Source organism: Corallococcus sicarius, from assembly GCF_003611735.1.
GTDB lineage: Bacteria > Myxococcota > Myxococcia > Myxococcales > Myxococcaceae > Corallococcus > Corallococcus sicarius.
This window is the reverse complement of record NZ_RAWG01000011.1, coordinates 47551-63470: the sequence shown is the minus strand read 5'-3', so window position 1 is coordinate 63470 and position 15920 is coordinate 47551. Positions and strand designations below refer to the sequence as shown.

Annotated in this window: 12 protein-coding genes; 6 read left to right on the top strand and 6 right to left on the bottom strand. The window is 68.5% G+C overall.

Going from position 1 to position 15920, the window contains the following annotated elements; translation table 11 throughout:
* The first annotated feature begins 91 nt into the window (after nt 1-91).
* From D7X12_RS02965 to D7X12_RS02955, 3 genes are all read left to right on the top strand, one after another.
* Nucleotides 92-2644 carry a PAS domain-containing sensor histidine kinase gene (locus D7X12_RS02965; RefSeq protein ID WP_120623742.1) on the top strand — a complete coding sequence of 851 codons (2553 nt, stop codon included), beginning with the start codon at nt 92-94 and terminating at the stop codon, nt 2642-2644.
* Between the two features lie 70 nt (nt 2645-2714).
* Nucleotides 2715-3908: a vWA domain-containing protein gene (locus D7X12_RS02960; protein WP_120623741.1), complete on the top strand. Its 1194-nt coding sequence runs from the start codon at nt 2715-2717 to the stop codon at nt 3906-3908.
* Nucleotides 3909-4089: 181 nt separating this feature from the next.
* Entirely contained in the window at nt 4090-5169 is a 1080-nt protein-coding gene (locus tag D7X12_RS02955; RefSeq protein WP_120623740.1) for a hypothetical protein, read from the top strand.
* A 26-nt stretch (nt 5170-5195) separates the two neighbouring features.
* On the opposite strand, the gene D7X12_RS02950 is transcribed toward D7X12_RS02955, so the two are convergent.
* Both D7X12_RS02950 and D7X12_RS02945 read right to left on the bottom strand, forming a co-directional pair.
* Nucleotides 5196-7019, bottom strand: coding sequence for a hypothetical protein (locus D7X12_RS02950; RefSeq protein ID WP_120623739.1), 1824 nt, complete (start codon nt 7017-7019; stop codon nt 5196-5198).
* Nucleotides 7020-7175: 156 nt separating this feature from the next.
* Entirely contained in the window at nt 7176-8486 is a 1311-nt protein-coding gene (locus D7X12_RS02945; RefSeq protein ID WP_120623738.1) for a hypothetical protein, read from the bottom strand.
* A gap of 843 nt (nt 8487-9329) precedes the next feature.
* Here D7X12_RS02945 and D7X12_RS02940 point away from each other — a divergent pair.
* The 3 genes from D7X12_RS02940 (at nt 9330) to D7X12_RS02930 (ending at nt 12072) form a co-directional block, all read left to right on the top strand.
* The gene (locus D7X12_RS02940) at nt 9330-10091 is read left to right on the top strand and encodes a hypothetical protein (RefSeq protein ID WP_147443501.1); all 762 of its coding nucleotides are present in this window, start codon (nt 9330-9332) and stop codon (nt 10089-10091) included.
* Nucleotides 10092-10098: 7 nt separating this feature from the next.
* Complete coding sequence (locus D7X12_RS02935) at nt 10099-11439, top strand: ankyrin repeat domain-containing protein (protein WP_158619940.1); 1341 nt, start codon at nt 10099-10101, stop codon at nt 11437-11439.
* Nucleotides 11440-11643: 204 nt separating this feature from the next.
* A complete protein-coding gene (locus D7X12_RS02930; RefSeq protein ID WP_120623735.1) occupies nt 11644-12072 on the top strand; it encodes a tellurite resistance TerB family protein in 429 nt (142 codons plus the stop codon).
* A gap of 84 nt (nt 12073-12156) precedes the next feature.
* On the opposite strand, the gene D7X12_RS02925 is transcribed toward D7X12_RS02930, so the two are convergent.
* The 4 genes from D7X12_RS02925 to D7X12_RS02910 form a co-directional block, all read right to left on the bottom strand.
* On the bottom strand, nt 12157-12690 hold the full coding sequence (locus tag D7X12_RS02925; RefSeq protein ID WP_120623734.1) for a hypothetical protein: 534 nt from the start codon (nt 12688-12690) through the stop codon (nt 12157-12159).
* Between the two features lie 109 nt (nt 12691-12799).
* On the bottom strand, nt 12800-13549 hold the full coding sequence (locus D7X12_RS02920) for a 2OG-Fe(II) oxygenase (RefSeq protein ID WP_120623733.1): 750 nt from the start codon (nt 13547-13549) through the stop codon (nt 12800-12802).
* Nucleotides 13546-14619 (bottom strand): bifunctional DNA-binding transcriptional regulator/O6-methylguanine-DNA methyltransferase Ada, encoded by a 1074-nt coding sequence (gene ada / locus D7X12_RS02915; protein ID WP_120623732.1) that lies wholly within the window; start codon nt 14617-14619, stop codon nt 13546-13548. The genes D7X12_RS02920 and ada overlap by 4 nt, the downstream gene beginning before the upstream one ends.
* 152 nt (nt 14620-14771) lie before the next feature.
* Complete coding sequence (locus tag D7X12_RS02910; protein ID WP_120623731.1) at nt 14772-15803, bottom strand: 1,9-bis(guanidino)-5-aza-nonane synthase; 1032 nt, start codon at nt 15801-15803, stop codon at nt 14772-14774.
* Nucleotides 15804-15920 lie beyond the last annotated feature (117 nt).

Sequence of the window (15920 nt, the reverse complement as noted above, 5' to 3'; positions counted from 1 at the left end):
AGGTGGGGGCCCTGGGGGGTGGGGTTCCCCAGTTCCACAACAAAACGGCGGTGGTGCTCGCCTTTCCTGCGTGAGGAACCGGGGTGGGGGCATGGAGGAGCACTGCGCGGACGAGGGCCACAAGCTCACCGAGGAGCGGCTCGCCCTGCTGAGCGTGCTCCAGGAGCTCACCGTCGCCGCGCTGGACCTCTTCGATCCGAACAAACCCGCCGACTCCTTCCTGGACCGCGTCGCGGAGCGCTTGGGGTGCATGGTCGCCCTCTGGATCCAGACGGATTCCCAGGGACGGATCCAGCTTCAGGGCGCGAGCGGACTCTCCACGGCATCCCGCCGACTCCCGATTCCGGGGCCCACCGGGGCGGGCCTGCCCTATCCGGAGCTCGCATCGCCGGGACTGGTGCGTTGGTCCGTGCCCATCGCTGACTCCGCGCCGGGCGCGGGGCACATCTCCAGCACGCTGCTGCTGTACTTCGACCGCGAGCCGCAGCTGCCGAGGCAGTACCGGGGCATGGTGGAGCGACTGGGCAGCGTCCTGCGCACCGCGCTCGTCCACCGGCAGCTCTTCGCGTGGACCCTGGACAGTGAGCGCGATCTCCACCAGCAGAAGACGCTGTTGGAGTCCATGAGCGAAGCCTCCATCGAAGGCATCCTGATCGCCTCCCCGGACGGAAGGATCCTCACCCACAACCGCCGCCTCGTGGAGATGTGGGGACTGGAGGAGGAGATCCAATCCGCCTCGAACGAGGTCCTGCTCCACGCGATCGCGAAGCTCGTGGAGCAACCCGCCGCGTTCCTGGCGCGCGCGTCCTCCTTCTTCGAACACGTCGACGCGTCGGGCCACGACGAGCTGCGGCTCAAGGATGGCCGGGTGTTCGACCAGTACAACGCCCCGGTGGTGAGCGCGGACGGTGTCTACTATGGGCGGGCCGTCTACTTCCGGGACATCACCGCGAGACAGCGCACGAAGCGGGAGCTCCAGCGCGAGCGTGACTTCAGCTCGGCGGTCCTGGACACGGCCCGCGCATTGGTGATCGTCCTGGATCCGGAAGGCCGGATCGTCCGCTTCAACCGGGCGTGTCAGGAGGTGACGGGCTACACGTTCGAGGAGCTCCGCGGTGCGCAGTTCTGGAAGCGGCTCCAGCCACCGGAAGACACGGAGCGGGTCGTGAAGAACTTCGCCGTGCTCGCGACGGGCCAGGGGCACGAACAGTACGAGAGTCACTGGCTGACACGGCGGGGGGAGCGACGGCTCATCTCCTGGTCCAGCAACGTCCTTCGCGGTGAGACGGGAGCCATTGAGTACGTCATCGGCACCGGCATCGACATCACGGAGCAACGTCAAGCCGAGCGGGAGCGCGACCAGACCTTTCAGCGCGAGCAGCAGGCGCGTGCCCGGGCCGAGGAGCAGGAAGGCAGATCCGCGTTCCTGGCGGAAGCCTCCGGTCTGCTCGCCGGCTCGCTCGCCCCCGAGGACTCGCTGAGGAGTGTGGCCGCGCTGACCGTCCAGCGGTTCGCTGACGGGTGCACGGTGGACCTCCTGGACCACGACCATTCCTTCCAGCGGATCACCGAGGCCCGCTCTGAAGCGCTCCGCGCGATGCCACCGGAGAAGGTCCGCTGCGCGCCACCCGACCTCGACGCGGAACATGGCCCTGGAAGGGTGCTCCGTCTGGGAGAGCCGGAGTTCTTCCCAGAGGGTTTCCCCTCCGCGGGGGGCCTCGGGTTCGGGTCCTGGATGTCGGTGCCGCTGCTCGCGCGGGGCCATACGCTCGGCGCCATCACCCTCGCCCGGTTGTCTGGCGGCGCACCGCATGGACAGGCCGAGTTCGCCCTCGCCCAGGAGCTGGCCCGCCGCGCGGCGATGGTCGTGGACAACGCCCGACTCCTTCAGCAGGCCCAGCTGGCGATCGGGCTTCGCGATGAGTTCCTCTCCATTGCCTCGCACGAGCTGAAGACCCCCGTCACATCCCTCCAGTTGTCCGTGCAGGGATTGATGCGCCTCACCCGGACGGGAGCGCTTCGCACCGCACCGTTGGAAACCGTGACCCACTCGCTCGAAGTCATCGAACGCCAGGCGAAGCGGATGGCGAAGCTCGTCAACACGCTGCTGGATGTCTCGCGCATCCATGCCGGGCGGCTCGACCTCGAGCTCGAGGAGGTGGATCTCGCCGCGCTGGTCCGGGACATCGCGGCACGCTTCGCCCCCGAACTGGCCACCTCGGGGACCCGGCTCCGGGTTCACGCCGACACGCCGATGCCGGGCGTGTGGGACCGGTCGCGGCTCGATCAGATCGTCACCAACCTGCTCTCCAATGCGATCAAGTACGGCGAAGGCAGGCCCATTGCGATCCGGGTCGAGGGCGACGCCGTGACGGCCCGCCTGGAGGTGAGGGATCAGGGCATTGGAATCCCGGCGGGGCGGCACGCGCGGATCTTCCGGGCCTTCGAGCGCGCGGTGTCGTCGCGCCACTACGGAGGGCTGGGACTGGGCCTCCACATCGTGAGCCAGCTCGTCGAAAGGCTGGGGGGCTCGGTGCGGGTCGAAAGCGAGGCGGGGCGTGGGGCCACCTTCACGGTCGAGCTTCCGCGCCGCGGGCCCTCCGTGTCTCCCCAGGGCCCAGAGCAGCTCTGGGGGGCACGGTAGACCTTTTGCCGACCCCGTTCGTTCCAAGGGGACCTGACGGTGCAGCCCGTCCACCCCGCTGGAGAACCCCATGTTCAAGTCCCTGGCCCTCGGTCTTGGCCTGCTCGCGCTTCCTCACGTCTCGTTCGCCGGCGCCCCCAACGCGCCCGCGAAGCAGATGGCGCCTCCCGCGAGGCAGGTGCCTGAAGGCCCCGCGCCCGGGATGGTGGATGCGGCCGTGTCCGCGCCCCGGGTGCAGATCGCCTTGCTGCTCGACACCAGCAGCAGCATGGAGGGCCTCATCGATCAGGCCCGGCGCCAGCTCTGGACGGTGGTGAATACGTTCCAGAAGGCCCGCCGCGACGGCCAGATGGCCCGGTTGGAGATCGCGCTCTACGAATACGGCAAGGAGAGCCTCTCGAAGGAGTCCGGCTACATCCGCCAGATCCTGCCCTTCACCACGGACCTGGACCGCGTCTCCGAGCAGCTCTTCGCGTTGCGCACCCATGGCGGGGATGAGTACTGCGGGCAGGTCATCCAGAAGGCCACCACCCAGCTGGCCTGGAGCAAGTCGAAGGAGGACTTGAAGCTCATCTACATCGCGGGCAATGAGTCCTTCACCCAGGGCCCCATTGCCTATTCGAAGGCTGTCGCCAGCGCGAAGGAGCACGGCATCGTCGTGAACACCGTGCACTGTGGCCCTTCGCAGGTGGGGGACCAGGACGGTTGGACGGCCGCGGCGACGCTCGCCCAGGGGCAGTCGCTGAACATCGATCAGAATCGCGCGGTGGCCCAGATCTCCGCCCCGCAGGACGCGGAACTCGCCCGGCTGAGTGGGGACCTGAGCAAGACCTACCTGGGCTACGGGGCGCAGGGCTCGGAGGGCAAGCAGCGGCAGGCGGCGCAGGACTCCAACGCCTCGGTCAGCGCCAGCACCACCGCCTCACGCGCGGCGTCCAAGGCGAGCCGCCTCTATGACAACTCGAGTTGGGACCTGGTGGATGGCGCCAAGAAGGGGGCGGTGAAGGTCGAGGCGCTCCGGGAAGAAGAGCTGCCGCCGGAGCTCAAGGGCAAGTCGGTGGAGGAGCGCAAGGCCGTCGTGGAGGCGAAATCGAAGGAGCGCTCGGACATCCAGGACCGCATCCAGAAGCTCCAGGGGGAGCGCGTGAAGTACCTGGCGGAGCAGGAGACGGACGCCGCGAACAAGGGCGCGGAGACGCTCGACACGGCCATCATCCAGTCCGTGCGCAAGCAGGCCGCGGCCCGGAAGCTGATGCTGGAGTAGGCCTCGCGGTGGGACGGGTCCTCGCAGGCGAGGCCCCGCTCACCCGCGGGAGCGCGTCCGGCGAGGCGAGGCAGAGCGCTGATGCAGTCGAAGCAGGCGGCCTGATTACAACCAAGTGAGTCCAGGCCCGTGACCTCGTGGGTCTTTGACGGACTCATGTGGGAGCCCCTACGCTTCCCGGATGGCCACCATCACGTTCGAGAACGTCCGGAACGTCAATCCCTACTACAAATACGATCCGCGGGTCCTCACCGGCTTCAACGCGGTCCCGAACGTCTCCTACGCGCACAAGGCCAACACCATCAAGGCCATCCTGGAGCGCTCGAACCAGATTCCGATGTTCATTGATGACGTCGCCTATTGGCAGAACGAGGGGGAGCTGCCTCCGGCCCGTCAGATCGGGCCGAACCTGCAGCCCATCCATGTCGCGCCGACCCCTCCCGCGCCGCCCCGGGAGGTGCGGATCCGGTTGCACACGACCCGGGAGACCATCTCCTCCCTGGCGCGCGTCAATGACTTCTGTTTCGGGACCATCTCCCAGATATGTCACGCGGACGCCAACCACGTTCCGGGCGCGCGGCCCTACCGCACCGTGCACATCGAGCTGGATGCCTGGTACTTCGAGAACTACCCGCTGGGGTTCTGTACCGGCATGCTCTGCCATGAGTTCGCCGTCCACCCGCAGGGCACCTACGTGCTCAAGCAACGGGGCGATGATTCCCTGGACACGGAGGACCGTTACAAGCGGGGCGGCCTGCGGGGACAAGCGTATGGAAACCCGCCGCACGCCCCCCGGGTGACGCCTTCGACGGCGGGCCAACCGGACCACGTCTTCGCAGCCCATCCGACCTCTCCACGGCATGGCATCTACATGGAGACGGTCGTCGACGTCGCGGTGTCCATGCTCGACCGCATCGACAACGGGCCTGGGGCAGGGGAGGTCACCGTGGCGAACCGCGACGTGACGGACCTCTTCAGGTGCTACCTGATGGATGTCGCGTCCATCCACTACACGAACGACCATCGCCCCAAGGGCATCACGGACCCGGCAGGGCTGGCCCGCTGCTTCAACAGCCACCTGCAGCTGTTGACGGCGACCCTGAACGCGGAGGCGGCGACAGAGCCGGTCGCCGCCCGGCTCCTGACCCTGCTGCCGGGGCAGACGGGGGCCCTGTCGGTGATGAAGGACTTCGGCTACCTCTTCTCTTCCATGCTGTGGGGCCTGGGCCCGACCTGGAGCAAGTCCACGTCGGGCTTCTGAAGCTCCCGGACATGACAGGCCCTCCCTCAACCCTTGGCGGGGAAACCACCCAGGATGCGTGAGGCGTCCTGCCACAGCACCTTGAACTCCGGATCGGTGTTCTTGTCCTGGGCTATGGAGTCGAAGAACTGCTTCAGCCCTTCCCGGTTCTGGGCCGGGTTGTTCCGGAGCGTCCTGAAGAAGGGCTCGAGCACGAGCACCGCCTTCTTCCCGTACCGGGAGGTCGCTCCCTGGATGACTCCATCCAGGAGTTGGTGGAGCTGGTCGCCGCTCAGCCCTCCGCTCCTGGCCAGCTTCTCGACGGCGGGGATGGGCTCGGGATCCAGTCCGAGGCTGCCGTACGTGAGCTCCGGGTAGGACTGCATGAGGTCCTGGATCTGGTCCGGCTTCAGCCCCAGCTTCACGAGGTGGTCGAGCCGGTCCCCGCCCGCGTGCAACAGGGCGTCCTGGAGCGTGCCCTTGATGCCAGTCTGCTCCAGCAGGCGCTGACGCTCGTCGTCGAGCCCCTTCTCCTCGATGATGTTCCCCAGCAGCTCCCCGGTCGCGCTGATGCCGGCGCCGATACCGCTGGCGACGAAGCCCGGCACCTGGCCTCCTGGGATGAAGCTCACGGCTCCGCCGAGGACACCAATGGCATCACCGAAGAGGGCCACGGCGTAGCCAGGGTTGCCCGTCTCTTTCGCCTTGCCCGCGTTGATGGCCAGGGACGCGGCGCTGGAGAGGGCTCCGAGCCCCGGGGCGAACCTCAGCGCGAACTCCGAGGCCACCAGCGCCTTGCCGCCATGGCGGAGGTCCAGCCCGTTCTCGGCGTTGCGGCCCACGTCCACCAGCTTCTGCGTGGCACCCGCCACCAGCTCAAGGGTCCCCTTGCCCGCACCGGCGAACTCCTTCACTGCCTCCGCGTACTCCCCCTGGCGGGCCTTGGCCGCCCCGGTGTGCGCGCTGAAGGCGATGAGGCCGCCGGTCAGCAGCTTCTGCCCGGTGCTCTGGTTCGCGAAGTCCTTGCCCAGCTCCTTGAAGTGGTCGTAGTTGCCGTTGGCGGCGTCTTCCAGGGCCTGGATGGCCGCGGTGGCCTGCGCCGCGCCGTCCTTCGCGTCGAAGAGCGGCTTGCCGAAATCGCCGAAGGTCTTGTCGAGCGACTGGAGCTGCTCCTGGAACGCGTTCATCGCGCTCTTGGGATCCCCGTTGTTCTCCTCCAGGACGCGGGCGGCGAGTCCCTGGGCGGCGGGCTGGAGGACCTCCTTGTCGAAGTCCTTGAACTCGTTGAAGGCTCGTCCGACAGCGGGGTCCTTGAAGAGCTTCTCCACCACGTCCACGGTCCTGGCGGACGCGGGGGAGCCGGCCAGCGACTTGAGCGACGCGTAGAGTTCCTTGCGCGCCTGGGGATCCTTGACGGCGGCCTGCCCCAGCGTGGCCTGGTGCTTCTCCAGCGAATCCGCGAGCGCCTGGGCCGCCCGGGGCTCCTCCGCGAAGGCAGCCTTGTTCTCGGGGGACTGCTGGAACTTCTGGATGAATTGGGCCTTCTGCTTGTCGTTGAGCGCCGGGCCGAAGTTCACCAGGAGCTTCGACAGCCGTTCGTTCTTCGCCTGGGTGGCCTCGCGTGCCTCGTCGAGCCGGGCCTTCGCGGCCTGGACTTCCTTCTGGGCGGTCGCGGCGTTGGCGGCGGGCGCGGCGGCAGTGGCACCTGCCGCGGGTTCGAAGCGGCTCTGCCCTGCATGGGCGCGCACGTTCGGGTTGCTGCTCGCGGAAGGCGAATCCTTCTTCGGCGGGGAGGGCTTCTTCTGCGCGGCGGTCGCGGAAGGAGCGGGATCGGCGTTATGGCGCCGGGTGACGTTGTCGATCTTGCCCATGGGGGGTCTCCGTTCACACGCGGCCGCTGGGAGCGACCAGGTTGTCGGCAAGAAAGAGGGGACGTGCCAGCCGGCGTCCCACAAAATCTTTCAACCCTGCGTGTGGGGCACTTCCATGCCAGCCTCGACGACGAGGCTGGCACTTGCTGTCAGGAGCTACTGGAAGCTCACCCGGGAACCCCGCTGGTAGCAGACGTGCGGCGTGCCGTCCGTGGGACGGATGGCCACGCTCGGGCGCGTGTTGTCATCCACCGACCCGAGCTGGGTATACGTCCAGAGGCCCTGCGCGTCCGGCGTCATCAGCTGCAACGTCGTGCTGGTGCGCGTGACGACGGCGGGCTTTCCGCCGCCATACGCCAGATCTGCGGCCTTGTACTTGTAGTCGACCGGGGAGGACCGCACGGTGCTGGCCGAAAGCGGCGTGCCCAACGTGATGTCATCGAGGGCGGACTTCTGGCCGTCGTTGATGGCGACCGAGAGCGAGAGGATGTGCCGGTCCGCGCCCCAGGCCACCGACCGCGATTGGGCGTAGGTCGACGTGTTCGCCAGCTCGAAGGACCCGATGGCCGAGCCCCGGATGACCTGCAGGTAGTTGGAGGTGAGGCCGTCGTTCTGGGTCGTGACGAGATGCAGCGCTCCGGTCGCGTCGAAGAGGGGATCACTGTTGTTGAGGGAGGCGGTCGCGAGGGGACGCAGCACGGTGGACCAGCTGTTGACCGCCGTCCGCGTCGCGACCCGGATGCTCCCTGCCTGGTTGCTGGCGTAGACGATGACGGGCTGCTGCCCCTGCGCGGGGTTGAGCGCGATGCCCAGCCGGGTCGTCCCCGCGGTGTTCAGGCTTTCGCGGACCCAGACGCCATTGACGCGGACGCCGTATCCGACCGTCTCATAGCCGCTCGGGAGGGTCCCCGTCCCCTTGAGATAGGCGACGTGCGGCGTGCCCGTCGCCGCGTCGACCGCCAGCACGGCGGTCGTGACGAAGGCGCTGCCCGTGTTGAAGCCGGGACCGTCAATCTGCTCCGTCTTCCAGGTCGTGCCGTCCCAGCTCGCGTACCAGAGGGTGTTGTGGGTGTCGTTCGTATAGACGACATGGCCATTGCCCGCGTTGTCGAACGCGAACTCACAGGTGCCGCCCGTGACGGACGGGCCCGTGTCGATCACCGTGTGGGCGACGAGCGGCGAGGCGATGACGTTGAAGTTGAACGAGCCCTCCGCCTTCTTTCCGGACTCCGTTTCGACGGAGACGGACAGCGACGCAATCCCCGCCGGAGGCAGCGTCCAGGTGACCTGCTCCGCGTCGGGCTGGAGGGAACCCGCGTTGGCGCTCCAGCGCACCGCCTTGAGGAGCTCGCCCGAGGCGACCAGCTTGAACCGCTCCGCCGTGCTTGCCAGGTAGAGGCCGGCTCCGACTTCCCGTTCGAGGAGGAGCACCACGTCTCCAGACCCGGGCGACGTGATGACCTCCACGGGCTGGGGCGCACTTCCTCAGGCAGCGAGCAGCGCGAGTCCGCCCAGCATCATCCAGGTTGCAAGCTTCTTCTTCCGCATCATTCGGCTTCCCCGTTGAACGCATGGCCGGTCCGGCCTCCGGCACGGAGAGCCTTTAGTCCGGGACTCTGAGATGCGAAGGGGAGGAAAGATTTTGGGACGCCGGCCGGGTCATTCCCTCCAAATGCCCCGCCGCGAGACCTCCCGCTTCATCCACTGGGAGGGGAAGGCCTCCGCCGAGAGGGTGCTCGCAAGCTCCAGGAAGAAGCTCCAGGCGTTGCTCGATCAGCAGGTGCCAGCCGGACTACCTCAAGGCACTCCGGGCGGCGAAGACGGAGGTGGCCGCGACGAGGCTGCGTTGAGGTACGCGAGCAGAACCCCCGACCGGAGCGCTCATTCCATGACGAACGCGGAGGCCATCGCTTCGAAGTCGAGGATGGCAGCCATTGCCGCCGCGGAAGAAGCGCTCCATGCCCAAAAGACCGTCAAGGCCAGCGCCGACCTTTCCAGCCCCGGCGCAGGGAGGTGCTCATGTTCCGGACATGGATTACCAACTGCACTCTCAGTGGACCACCGCCGACACGCAGCTTTCGCTCTCGGGACAACAGCGCCGCGAGCGTTATCGGCTTTCCCCCTCTTCCGTCGTGCGAGGCAAGCGCGCTTGAATGCGGCATGCTTCCGCCTACCGAGCCTCGGCGGTCCTTCCCACCGGGCGTCCGCTGGAACCTCCTCATCGTGGCGGTCGCCCTCTGCCTGGGAATCGCAGGGGCCGTGCTCTTCACACGCTCCCGTCCTTCCCCCCGACCGAACGCGGGACGGGTGATGCCTCCCATTCCCTCCAGCCCCTCGCCCGCCAGGCCCTCCGAGCCCTCCGAGCCCTCCGCAGCGCGTCGCCTCGCGGACGTCTGGTGCGAGGGACTGTCCCCGGAGCGTTGTGGAGCGTTTCCGGAGGAATGCCACGCGGCCACGTACTGCGACGGGCAGCGCTTCTGCACGTCCCGGCGGGGGGCCCGGGGGCGGACGTGCGGCGAGGAGGGGTACTACGGCGGAGAGGTGGCCTGCTGCGAAGGGCTCGTCGCCCGCTGCGCGATGAAGACCGGGGACAGGACCTGTCACGACGAGCGCGACCCCGAGAAGCAGCCCATGTGCCTGGCCTGTGGCGACGGCGTTTGTTCCTCTTTGGAGCACCGTTGCAACTGCCCCGAGGACTGCGCGGTGGGCGCGAAGCGCCGGAAGATTCGCTACCGCGGCTCGAACCCGGAGGGCCCCAGACAGGGAGACCCCAATGTCCCCATGGGCGCGACACGGCCCGACCAATGCCTGGAGCTCCTGGGCGACGCGGACCTCGTCCGCAACTGCCTGAGGGCCTGGATGTGGGCCGTCCTGGGACGCAACTCGTGGGATGAGCTCCAGGACGCGGACAGCATCGCCCCCCTCACGCCCTTCGACCTGAAGCTGATGCGGTGTCTGTCGCTGGCGCAGGGCGGAAGGCGCCCGCGGTCAGGGCCCAACCGCGAGTCCTGCCTCGAAGCTCTTTCCCAAAGCACGAAGGATGCGCGGCTGGACAAGCTGCTGCGCCGATAGGCCCACCATGCTCCCGTCTCTTTCGCGAAGGCTCGCCAGCCTCATGCTCCTCGCGCTGACCGTGGCTGCTCCCACGGCGCGGGCGGAGTCCCACTTCATCCGGCATGAACACAGTCCCGTGGTGAGGGCCATCGAGGACGGCGATCTGCCGGCCCTGCGCGCGGCCCTGGCGCAAGGCGAGCCCAGGAACAGGCCGGGCAGTGCTCCCAACAACAGTCGACAATCTCCGCTGATGGTGGCCTGTGGGTGGGGCCGGCCGGATGCCGCCCAGGTGTTACTGGAAGCGGGAGCGGACCCCAGCGTCACCGTGCCCCGGCACTCCAACCACTGGCCCCCGGTGGGCTGGTCCGCGCTCTGCTTCGCGCGCTGGAAGAACCTGACAGACATCGAGGGGCGACTGATTGCCGCAGGCGCCCCCCCGGAGCCTGTCTGTCTGCGGGAGGCGGATTTCCTCGCGGCCGTCCAGAAGCGCGACGTCGAGGAGGTCTCGCGACAGGTCCAGCGGTCGCACGGTCGGCTCCCCGCGAACGTCACCCACTACGCGGTCGGTTTCGCGCTGGCGCACCATGATGCCGGGCTGATGCGCGAGGTGCTGCGGGTAGGCCGTCCTGCCGCGCCTGACCGGGACGGGAGGACCCGGGGCGACGGTTGGATGGACAAAGCCTTCCTCTACGACGATGTGGCCACCATGGGCGTCCTGATGGACGCGGGGGTGAAGCCACCGCCGGTCGCGGAGCTGGCGGAAAAGGGCCATACCGGGCTGCTGGCGCGCGCGTTGAAGGCCGGCACCTCCCCCGACGCCGAGGACGCCGACGGCCGCGAAACCCTCCTCAGCGCGGCCGCCAGGAACGGGCACGTAGACGCGGTCCGGCTCCTGCTCAAAGCCGGAGCGGATCCGAACAAGAAGGCCACCTCCGGACAGCTGCCCCTGTTGCACGCGGTGGGCAGGAACCCCTACAAGCCGGAGGACACCTCCATCACCCAACTGCTGCTGGATGCCGGCGCGGATGTCAGGACGCCCCAAGCTGGGAGCCACCTGCTCCAGGCGGCTGCGGGCAGCTGCAGTCCGAAGACGGTGGCCCTGCTGCTCAAGCGGAAGGTCCCCTGGCGCAATACGCCCGCGCGGGGCGCGGGCCCCTACTCGTCGGCGCTGCGCAACCGGAACTTCTGTCCGGAGGAGGAAACCGTGCGGGTGCTCCAGGCACTGCGCTCCGGGGGGGTCCGCATCCGCGCGGACGACGATGCGGACTGGACCTTCCTCTGGCGCCAGGCAAAGCAGCACCCGGCCTTCGAACGGGAGCTGACGCAGGCCGGCATGCCCCCCTCGCCCGACAGCGATTTCCGTTGAGGCCTTCGGCTCGTGCAGGGGACCGAGGGTGATGCGCCGAGTGCCTGCTTCCCCTGCGTCCTGAGGCTGCGCGCTCACGCAGGTGCGCGGACGAAACCGTTTTCGGTCCTGGCGGGTGCCCACTATCCTGCGTCCACGCGCGGTCCGGCTCCCGTCTGTCCGGCCGTTTCTGGCCCGCCGCGCGCCGCTCACCCAGGAGACGAAATGACGCGCGAGTATCCCCAGGAGCAGTTGCTGGCGTTCGTGCAGGCCATGGCCAACGTGGCGGCGAGCGATGGCCGCATCACCGAGGACGAGCGCCAGCAGCTGGATGAGGTGGTGCTGAACATCGGCCTGTCGCCCCGTGACGAGCAGGTCTCCGCGCTCATCGAGGCGGAGTTCCAGAAGCCCGGCCGCCTCACCGACATCGTCAGCAAGATTGAAATCCGCGAGCTGCGCGCGCACCTGCTGCGCATGCTCGTCGAGGTGGCCTGTTCCGACGGAGAGGTGGTGGCCGAGGAGCGCGCGTCGGTGAAGGAGACCGCCCGTGCCTTCGGACTCGACGCGTCGGTCGCTGACGAGCTCATCGATTGGACGCTCGACTCGATCAAGCTCGATCAGCGCGAGCGCGACATCATGGCGAAGCTGCTCTGATCCGCTCCCGCCGGCGCGATGTCGGGAAGCCCGGTGACCTGGAGGGTCGCCGGGCTTTTCCTTGTCCGCGCCCCGGCGAAGCGACTACAGCGGGCCCGAGCAGTTCTGGGTGTGGGCGCCCGGCGGGCACCAGTAGTTGGTGATGTTCAGGCCGGCCTTGGTGCCCGTGCGCGCGTCGCAGGCACTGCTGCTGCTCCAGTTGGACTCGTGCAGCGTGATGCGGTTGGGCGAGGCGGCGGTGTCGACGCTGTGCACGAACGCGGTGTGGCCGGCCGGGTTCGAACCGAGGATCATCGCCACGCAGCCAACGTGGGCATGGTTGCTGTTGATGATGGCCTTCTTGTCTGCCCAGGTGAACAGGCCGTAGGGCAAATTGATGCCGTAGGAATCCTGCGCAGTCCGGCAGCGCGCGTAGGCCACGCACTCGTCATCACAGGACGGCGCGCAGGCACCGTCGAAGGCCTGGGCCGACACCTGCCGGTCGTCCGACTCCGCCGCGTCAACGGCGGTCTGCTCCGGCTGAGCCGGTTCCTGCTCCTCGCTGGGGCCACAGCCGGTGAAGGCCAGGGAGAGGGTGAGCACCGACAGCGTGAGGAGCTTGCTCTTGACCATGGACATGCGGGGACTGCCTCCTGGGAGAAACGTTGCGGAGGCAGAATACCAGAACATTTCAGGGAAAATCCAGCAAAGCGGCTATTCCAGTTTTATGGTTGAAATTGGAATCCTGTCAGGCCGCGTCGTGGAAGATGATGCCCGCCGTATGTCTTTGTCCCGAACGCACCCGGCTGACGCCGTGCCGGAGGTTGACGCGGTAGGTGCCCCGCGTGCCCTGCACCGGCCGGTGGTGCACCGCGAATACGACGGCGTCTCCCTGCCGCAGCGGCACCACCTCCGGCCGTGACTGCATCCGGGGGCGCTGCTCCGTCAGCACGAACTCGCCGCCGGTGAAGTCCCGCCCCGGCTCGGACAGGAGGACGGCCACCTGGAGCGGGAAGACGTGCTCCCCGTACAGGTCCTGGTGCAGGCAGTTGTAGTCATCCACGCCGTACCGCAACAGCAGGGGCGTGGGCCGCACCTGTCCGGCCTCATGACAGCGTGCGAGGAAGTCCGCGTGCGCGTCTGGATACCGTACGTCAATGCCCATCGCCGTGTTCCAACGGTTCGCGATGGGCGCGAGGCAGGGATACAGCGCGGTCCGCAGCTCCGACACCGCCTCCGGCAGCGGGTACTCGAAGTATTGGTATTCACCCCGGCCGAACCCATGACGCGCCATCACCACCCGGCTGCGGAACGCGTCCTCCACGTCGTACAGCAGCGCCAATGCCTCACATTCTCCGGCGGTGAGCAGCCCGTCCACGACGGCGCAGCCCCGCGCATCCAGCTCCCTCGCCACTGCGTCCCACCCCACCGCGCGAACTCGCTCCGCGATTCCATCCACCGGACGGACCGCGAGCGCCCCGCCGCCTCGCGCGCTCATCGGTTCGCCTCGCGCTCCAGCAGCACGCGCTTGCGCTCCACGCCCCAGCGATACCCGGACAGGGCTCCGTCATGGCGCACCACGCGATGGCAGGGAATCGCCACCGCCAGGGCATTGGCACCGCACGCCTGCGCCACCGCGCGGACCGACTTCGGTGAACCAATCCGCTCCGCGATGTCCGTGTAGCTCGCCGTCTTCCCGGCCGGAATCTCCCGCAGCGCCTGCCACACGCGCTGCTGGAACGCCGTGCCCCGCACGTCCAGCGGCAGGTCCAGTCCCACGCCCGGGGCCTCCACGAAGCCCACCACCCGGGCCACGAGCCGCTCGAACTCCGCGTCCCCGCCCACCAGCGTCGCCTGCGGGAAGCGGTCCTGGAGGTCCTTCGCCAGCGCGTCCGGGTCCTCCCCCATCAGGATGGCGCACACGCCCCGGTCGCTCGCGGCCACGAGGATGGGGCCCAGGCTGCACTCGCCCACGGCGAAATGGATTTGAGTGTTCGCGCCGCCTGCTCGGAAGTTCGTCGGTGTCATGCCCAGGACCTGGCGGGAGGTTTCGTAGAAGCGACCGCTGGAGTTGAACCCGGCGTCGTAGATGGCTTCGGTGACGGAGCCGCGCCGCGAGAGCCCGTCGCGGATCCGTTCCGCCCGGTGCGCCGCCGCGTAGCCCTTCGGCGTCAGCCCGGTGACGGCCTTGAACACGCGGTGCAGGTGGTAGGGGCTCATCCCGGCGCGGTCCGCCAATTCCTCCAGGCTCGGGGGTTGTTCGGCGCCCTGGATGAAGCGGCACAGCTCGGCCACCTGGTCCGCGTGCCGCACGGCGAGCGAGGGCTGCCCCGGCTTGCACCGTTTGCACGCGCGGAAGCCCGCCTGTTCCGCCGCCGCTGTCGTCGCATGGAACGCGACGTTCTCCGGCCGGGGCGTCCGGGCCCCGCAGGACGGCCGGCAGTACACGCCCGTCGTCCGGACGGAATAGAAGAAGCGTCCATCTGCTCCGGCGTCCCGCGCCAGGACGGCTGCCCAGCGCGGGTCACCCAGCGTCTCCGCCGCGAGGGCGTCCACCTTCGTCTTCATCCGCGGTGCCTCCCGTTGCGAGCGGTCCCCATGACCACGCCAGGAAACTAACCCCAGCGCTCCGGGCCAGCACTCCGCGTCTTGCGCTTGAATTCGGAAGGCGGCCCCCGCGCCCCGGAAGGTCCGGAGCGCGGGGGGGGAACCGCCAACGTCTAGCGGCAGGCGTCCACGAGCCGGCGCTCCGGCCGCTGCGCCCAGCCGCGCTCATGGAAGGCGGCGCCCACCACCAGCGGCATCGTCACCGTGGCCTCGCCGTACACCATCTGTTCGTGCACGGTGGACACCTTGCCCCAGCTGCTGGCCTCGCGCAGCGTGGAGCCCGACAGCGCGCCGTCGCGCTCGTCCGCCACGGTGAGCTGCACCGCGTACTTGTGCATGGACACCGGCTGGTCCACGAAGTCCGCCGCCACCACGATGTCCTGGGCGAAGTTCTTCGGCACGCCGCCGCCCACCATGAACAGCCCCGAGTCCTCCATCCGGAGCCGGCACTTCGTCAGCTCCAGGAAGTCCCTCGCGCTGTCGATGGACACCTGCGGCTTGCCGGCCCGGTGCCACTGGTGGTGCACCAGCCCGAAGCCCGCCGAGCAGTCGCTGAACGCCGGGCAGAAGATGGGCACGCCCACCTCGTGCGCCGCCAGCACCACGCTGTCGCGCGTCTTCCCATGCACCGTGAGGTACTTCCCCATCTCCCCGATGAACTCGCGCGAGGAGTAGGGGCGGGGCTCCAGCCCGGCGGCGATGCGCGCGATGGTGGCGTCGCACTCGCGCAGCTGGTCCTCGTCGATGTACGTGTCGTAGATGCGGTCGATGTGCAGCTCGCGCAGCGCGTTGTCGTCCGCGTCCGCGCGGCCCTTGTAGTGGTGGAAGCCCAGGGCCTCGAAGAAGTCCTGGTCCACGATGAGCGCGCCCGTGGAGACGATGGCGTCCACCATCCGGTGACGCACCATGTCCACCACCACCTGCTTCAGCCCCGCGGAGAACAGGCTGCCGGCGAGGCAGAGGATGACGCCGCACCCCGAGTCACGGAGCATGGCGTCATAGAGCGTGGCGGCGCGGTGCAGGTTGCGCGCCTGGAAGGCCATGTGGCCCATGGCCTGGACGAGGGGACGCACGTCGAACGCCTTGATGTCGATGTGCTGGACGGTGTCGCGGAGCAGCTCGGTCTTGCTGGGAGTCGTTGTCACGGCGGGTGTACCCCGACGGCCTTGGATGGAGGTCGGGAGGCCCTGGGCCGACAACAAGCGCCACCCGAGACGTCCTACGGTCCGGCCCGCGAACGGGGGGAACCGCCATCGGAGACG

Excerpts from the sequence above, each read along its gene's own strand:
- D7X12_RS02965 (WP_120623742.1), top strand. The coding sequence starts at position 92 with ATGGAGGAGCACTGCGCGGACGAGGGCCACAAGCTCACCGAGGAGCGG.
- D7X12_RS02960 (WP_120623741.1), top strand. The coding sequence starts at position 2,715 with ATGTTCAAGTCCCTGGCCCTCGGTCTTGGCCTGCTCGCGCTTCCTCAC.
- D7X12_RS02955 (WP_120623740.1), top strand. The coding sequence starts at position 4,090 with ATGGCCACCATCACGTTCGAGAACGTCCGGAACGTCAATCCCTACTAC.
- D7X12_RS02950 (WP_120623739.1), bottom strand. The coding sequence starts at position 7,019 with ATGGGCAAGATCGACAACGTCACCCGGCGCCATAACGCCGATCCCGCT.
- D7X12_RS02940 (WP_147443501.1), top strand. The coding sequence starts at position 9,330 with ATGCCTCCCATTCCCTCCAGCCCCTCGCCCGCCAGGCCCTCCGAGCCC.
- D7X12_RS02935 (WP_158619940.1), top strand. The coding sequence starts at position 10,099 with ATGCTCCCGTCTCTTTCGCGAAGGCTCGCCAGCCTCATGCTCCTCGCG.
- D7X12_RS02930 (WP_120623735.1), top strand. The coding sequence starts at position 11,644 with ATGACGCGCGAGTATCCCCAGGAGCAGTTGCTGGCGTTCGTGCAGGCC.
- D7X12_RS02925 (WP_120623734.1), bottom strand. The coding sequence starts at position 12,690 with ATGTCCATGGTCAAGAGCAAGCTCCTCACGCTGTCGGTGCTCACCCTC.
- D7X12_RS02920 (WP_120623733.1), bottom strand. The coding sequence starts at position 13,549 with ATGAGCGCGCGAGGCGGCGGGGCGCTCGCGGTCCGTCCGGTGGATGGA.
- ada (WP_120623732.1), bottom strand. The coding sequence starts at position 14,619 with ATGAAGACGAAGGTGGACGCCCTCGCGGCGGAGACGCTGGGTGACCCG.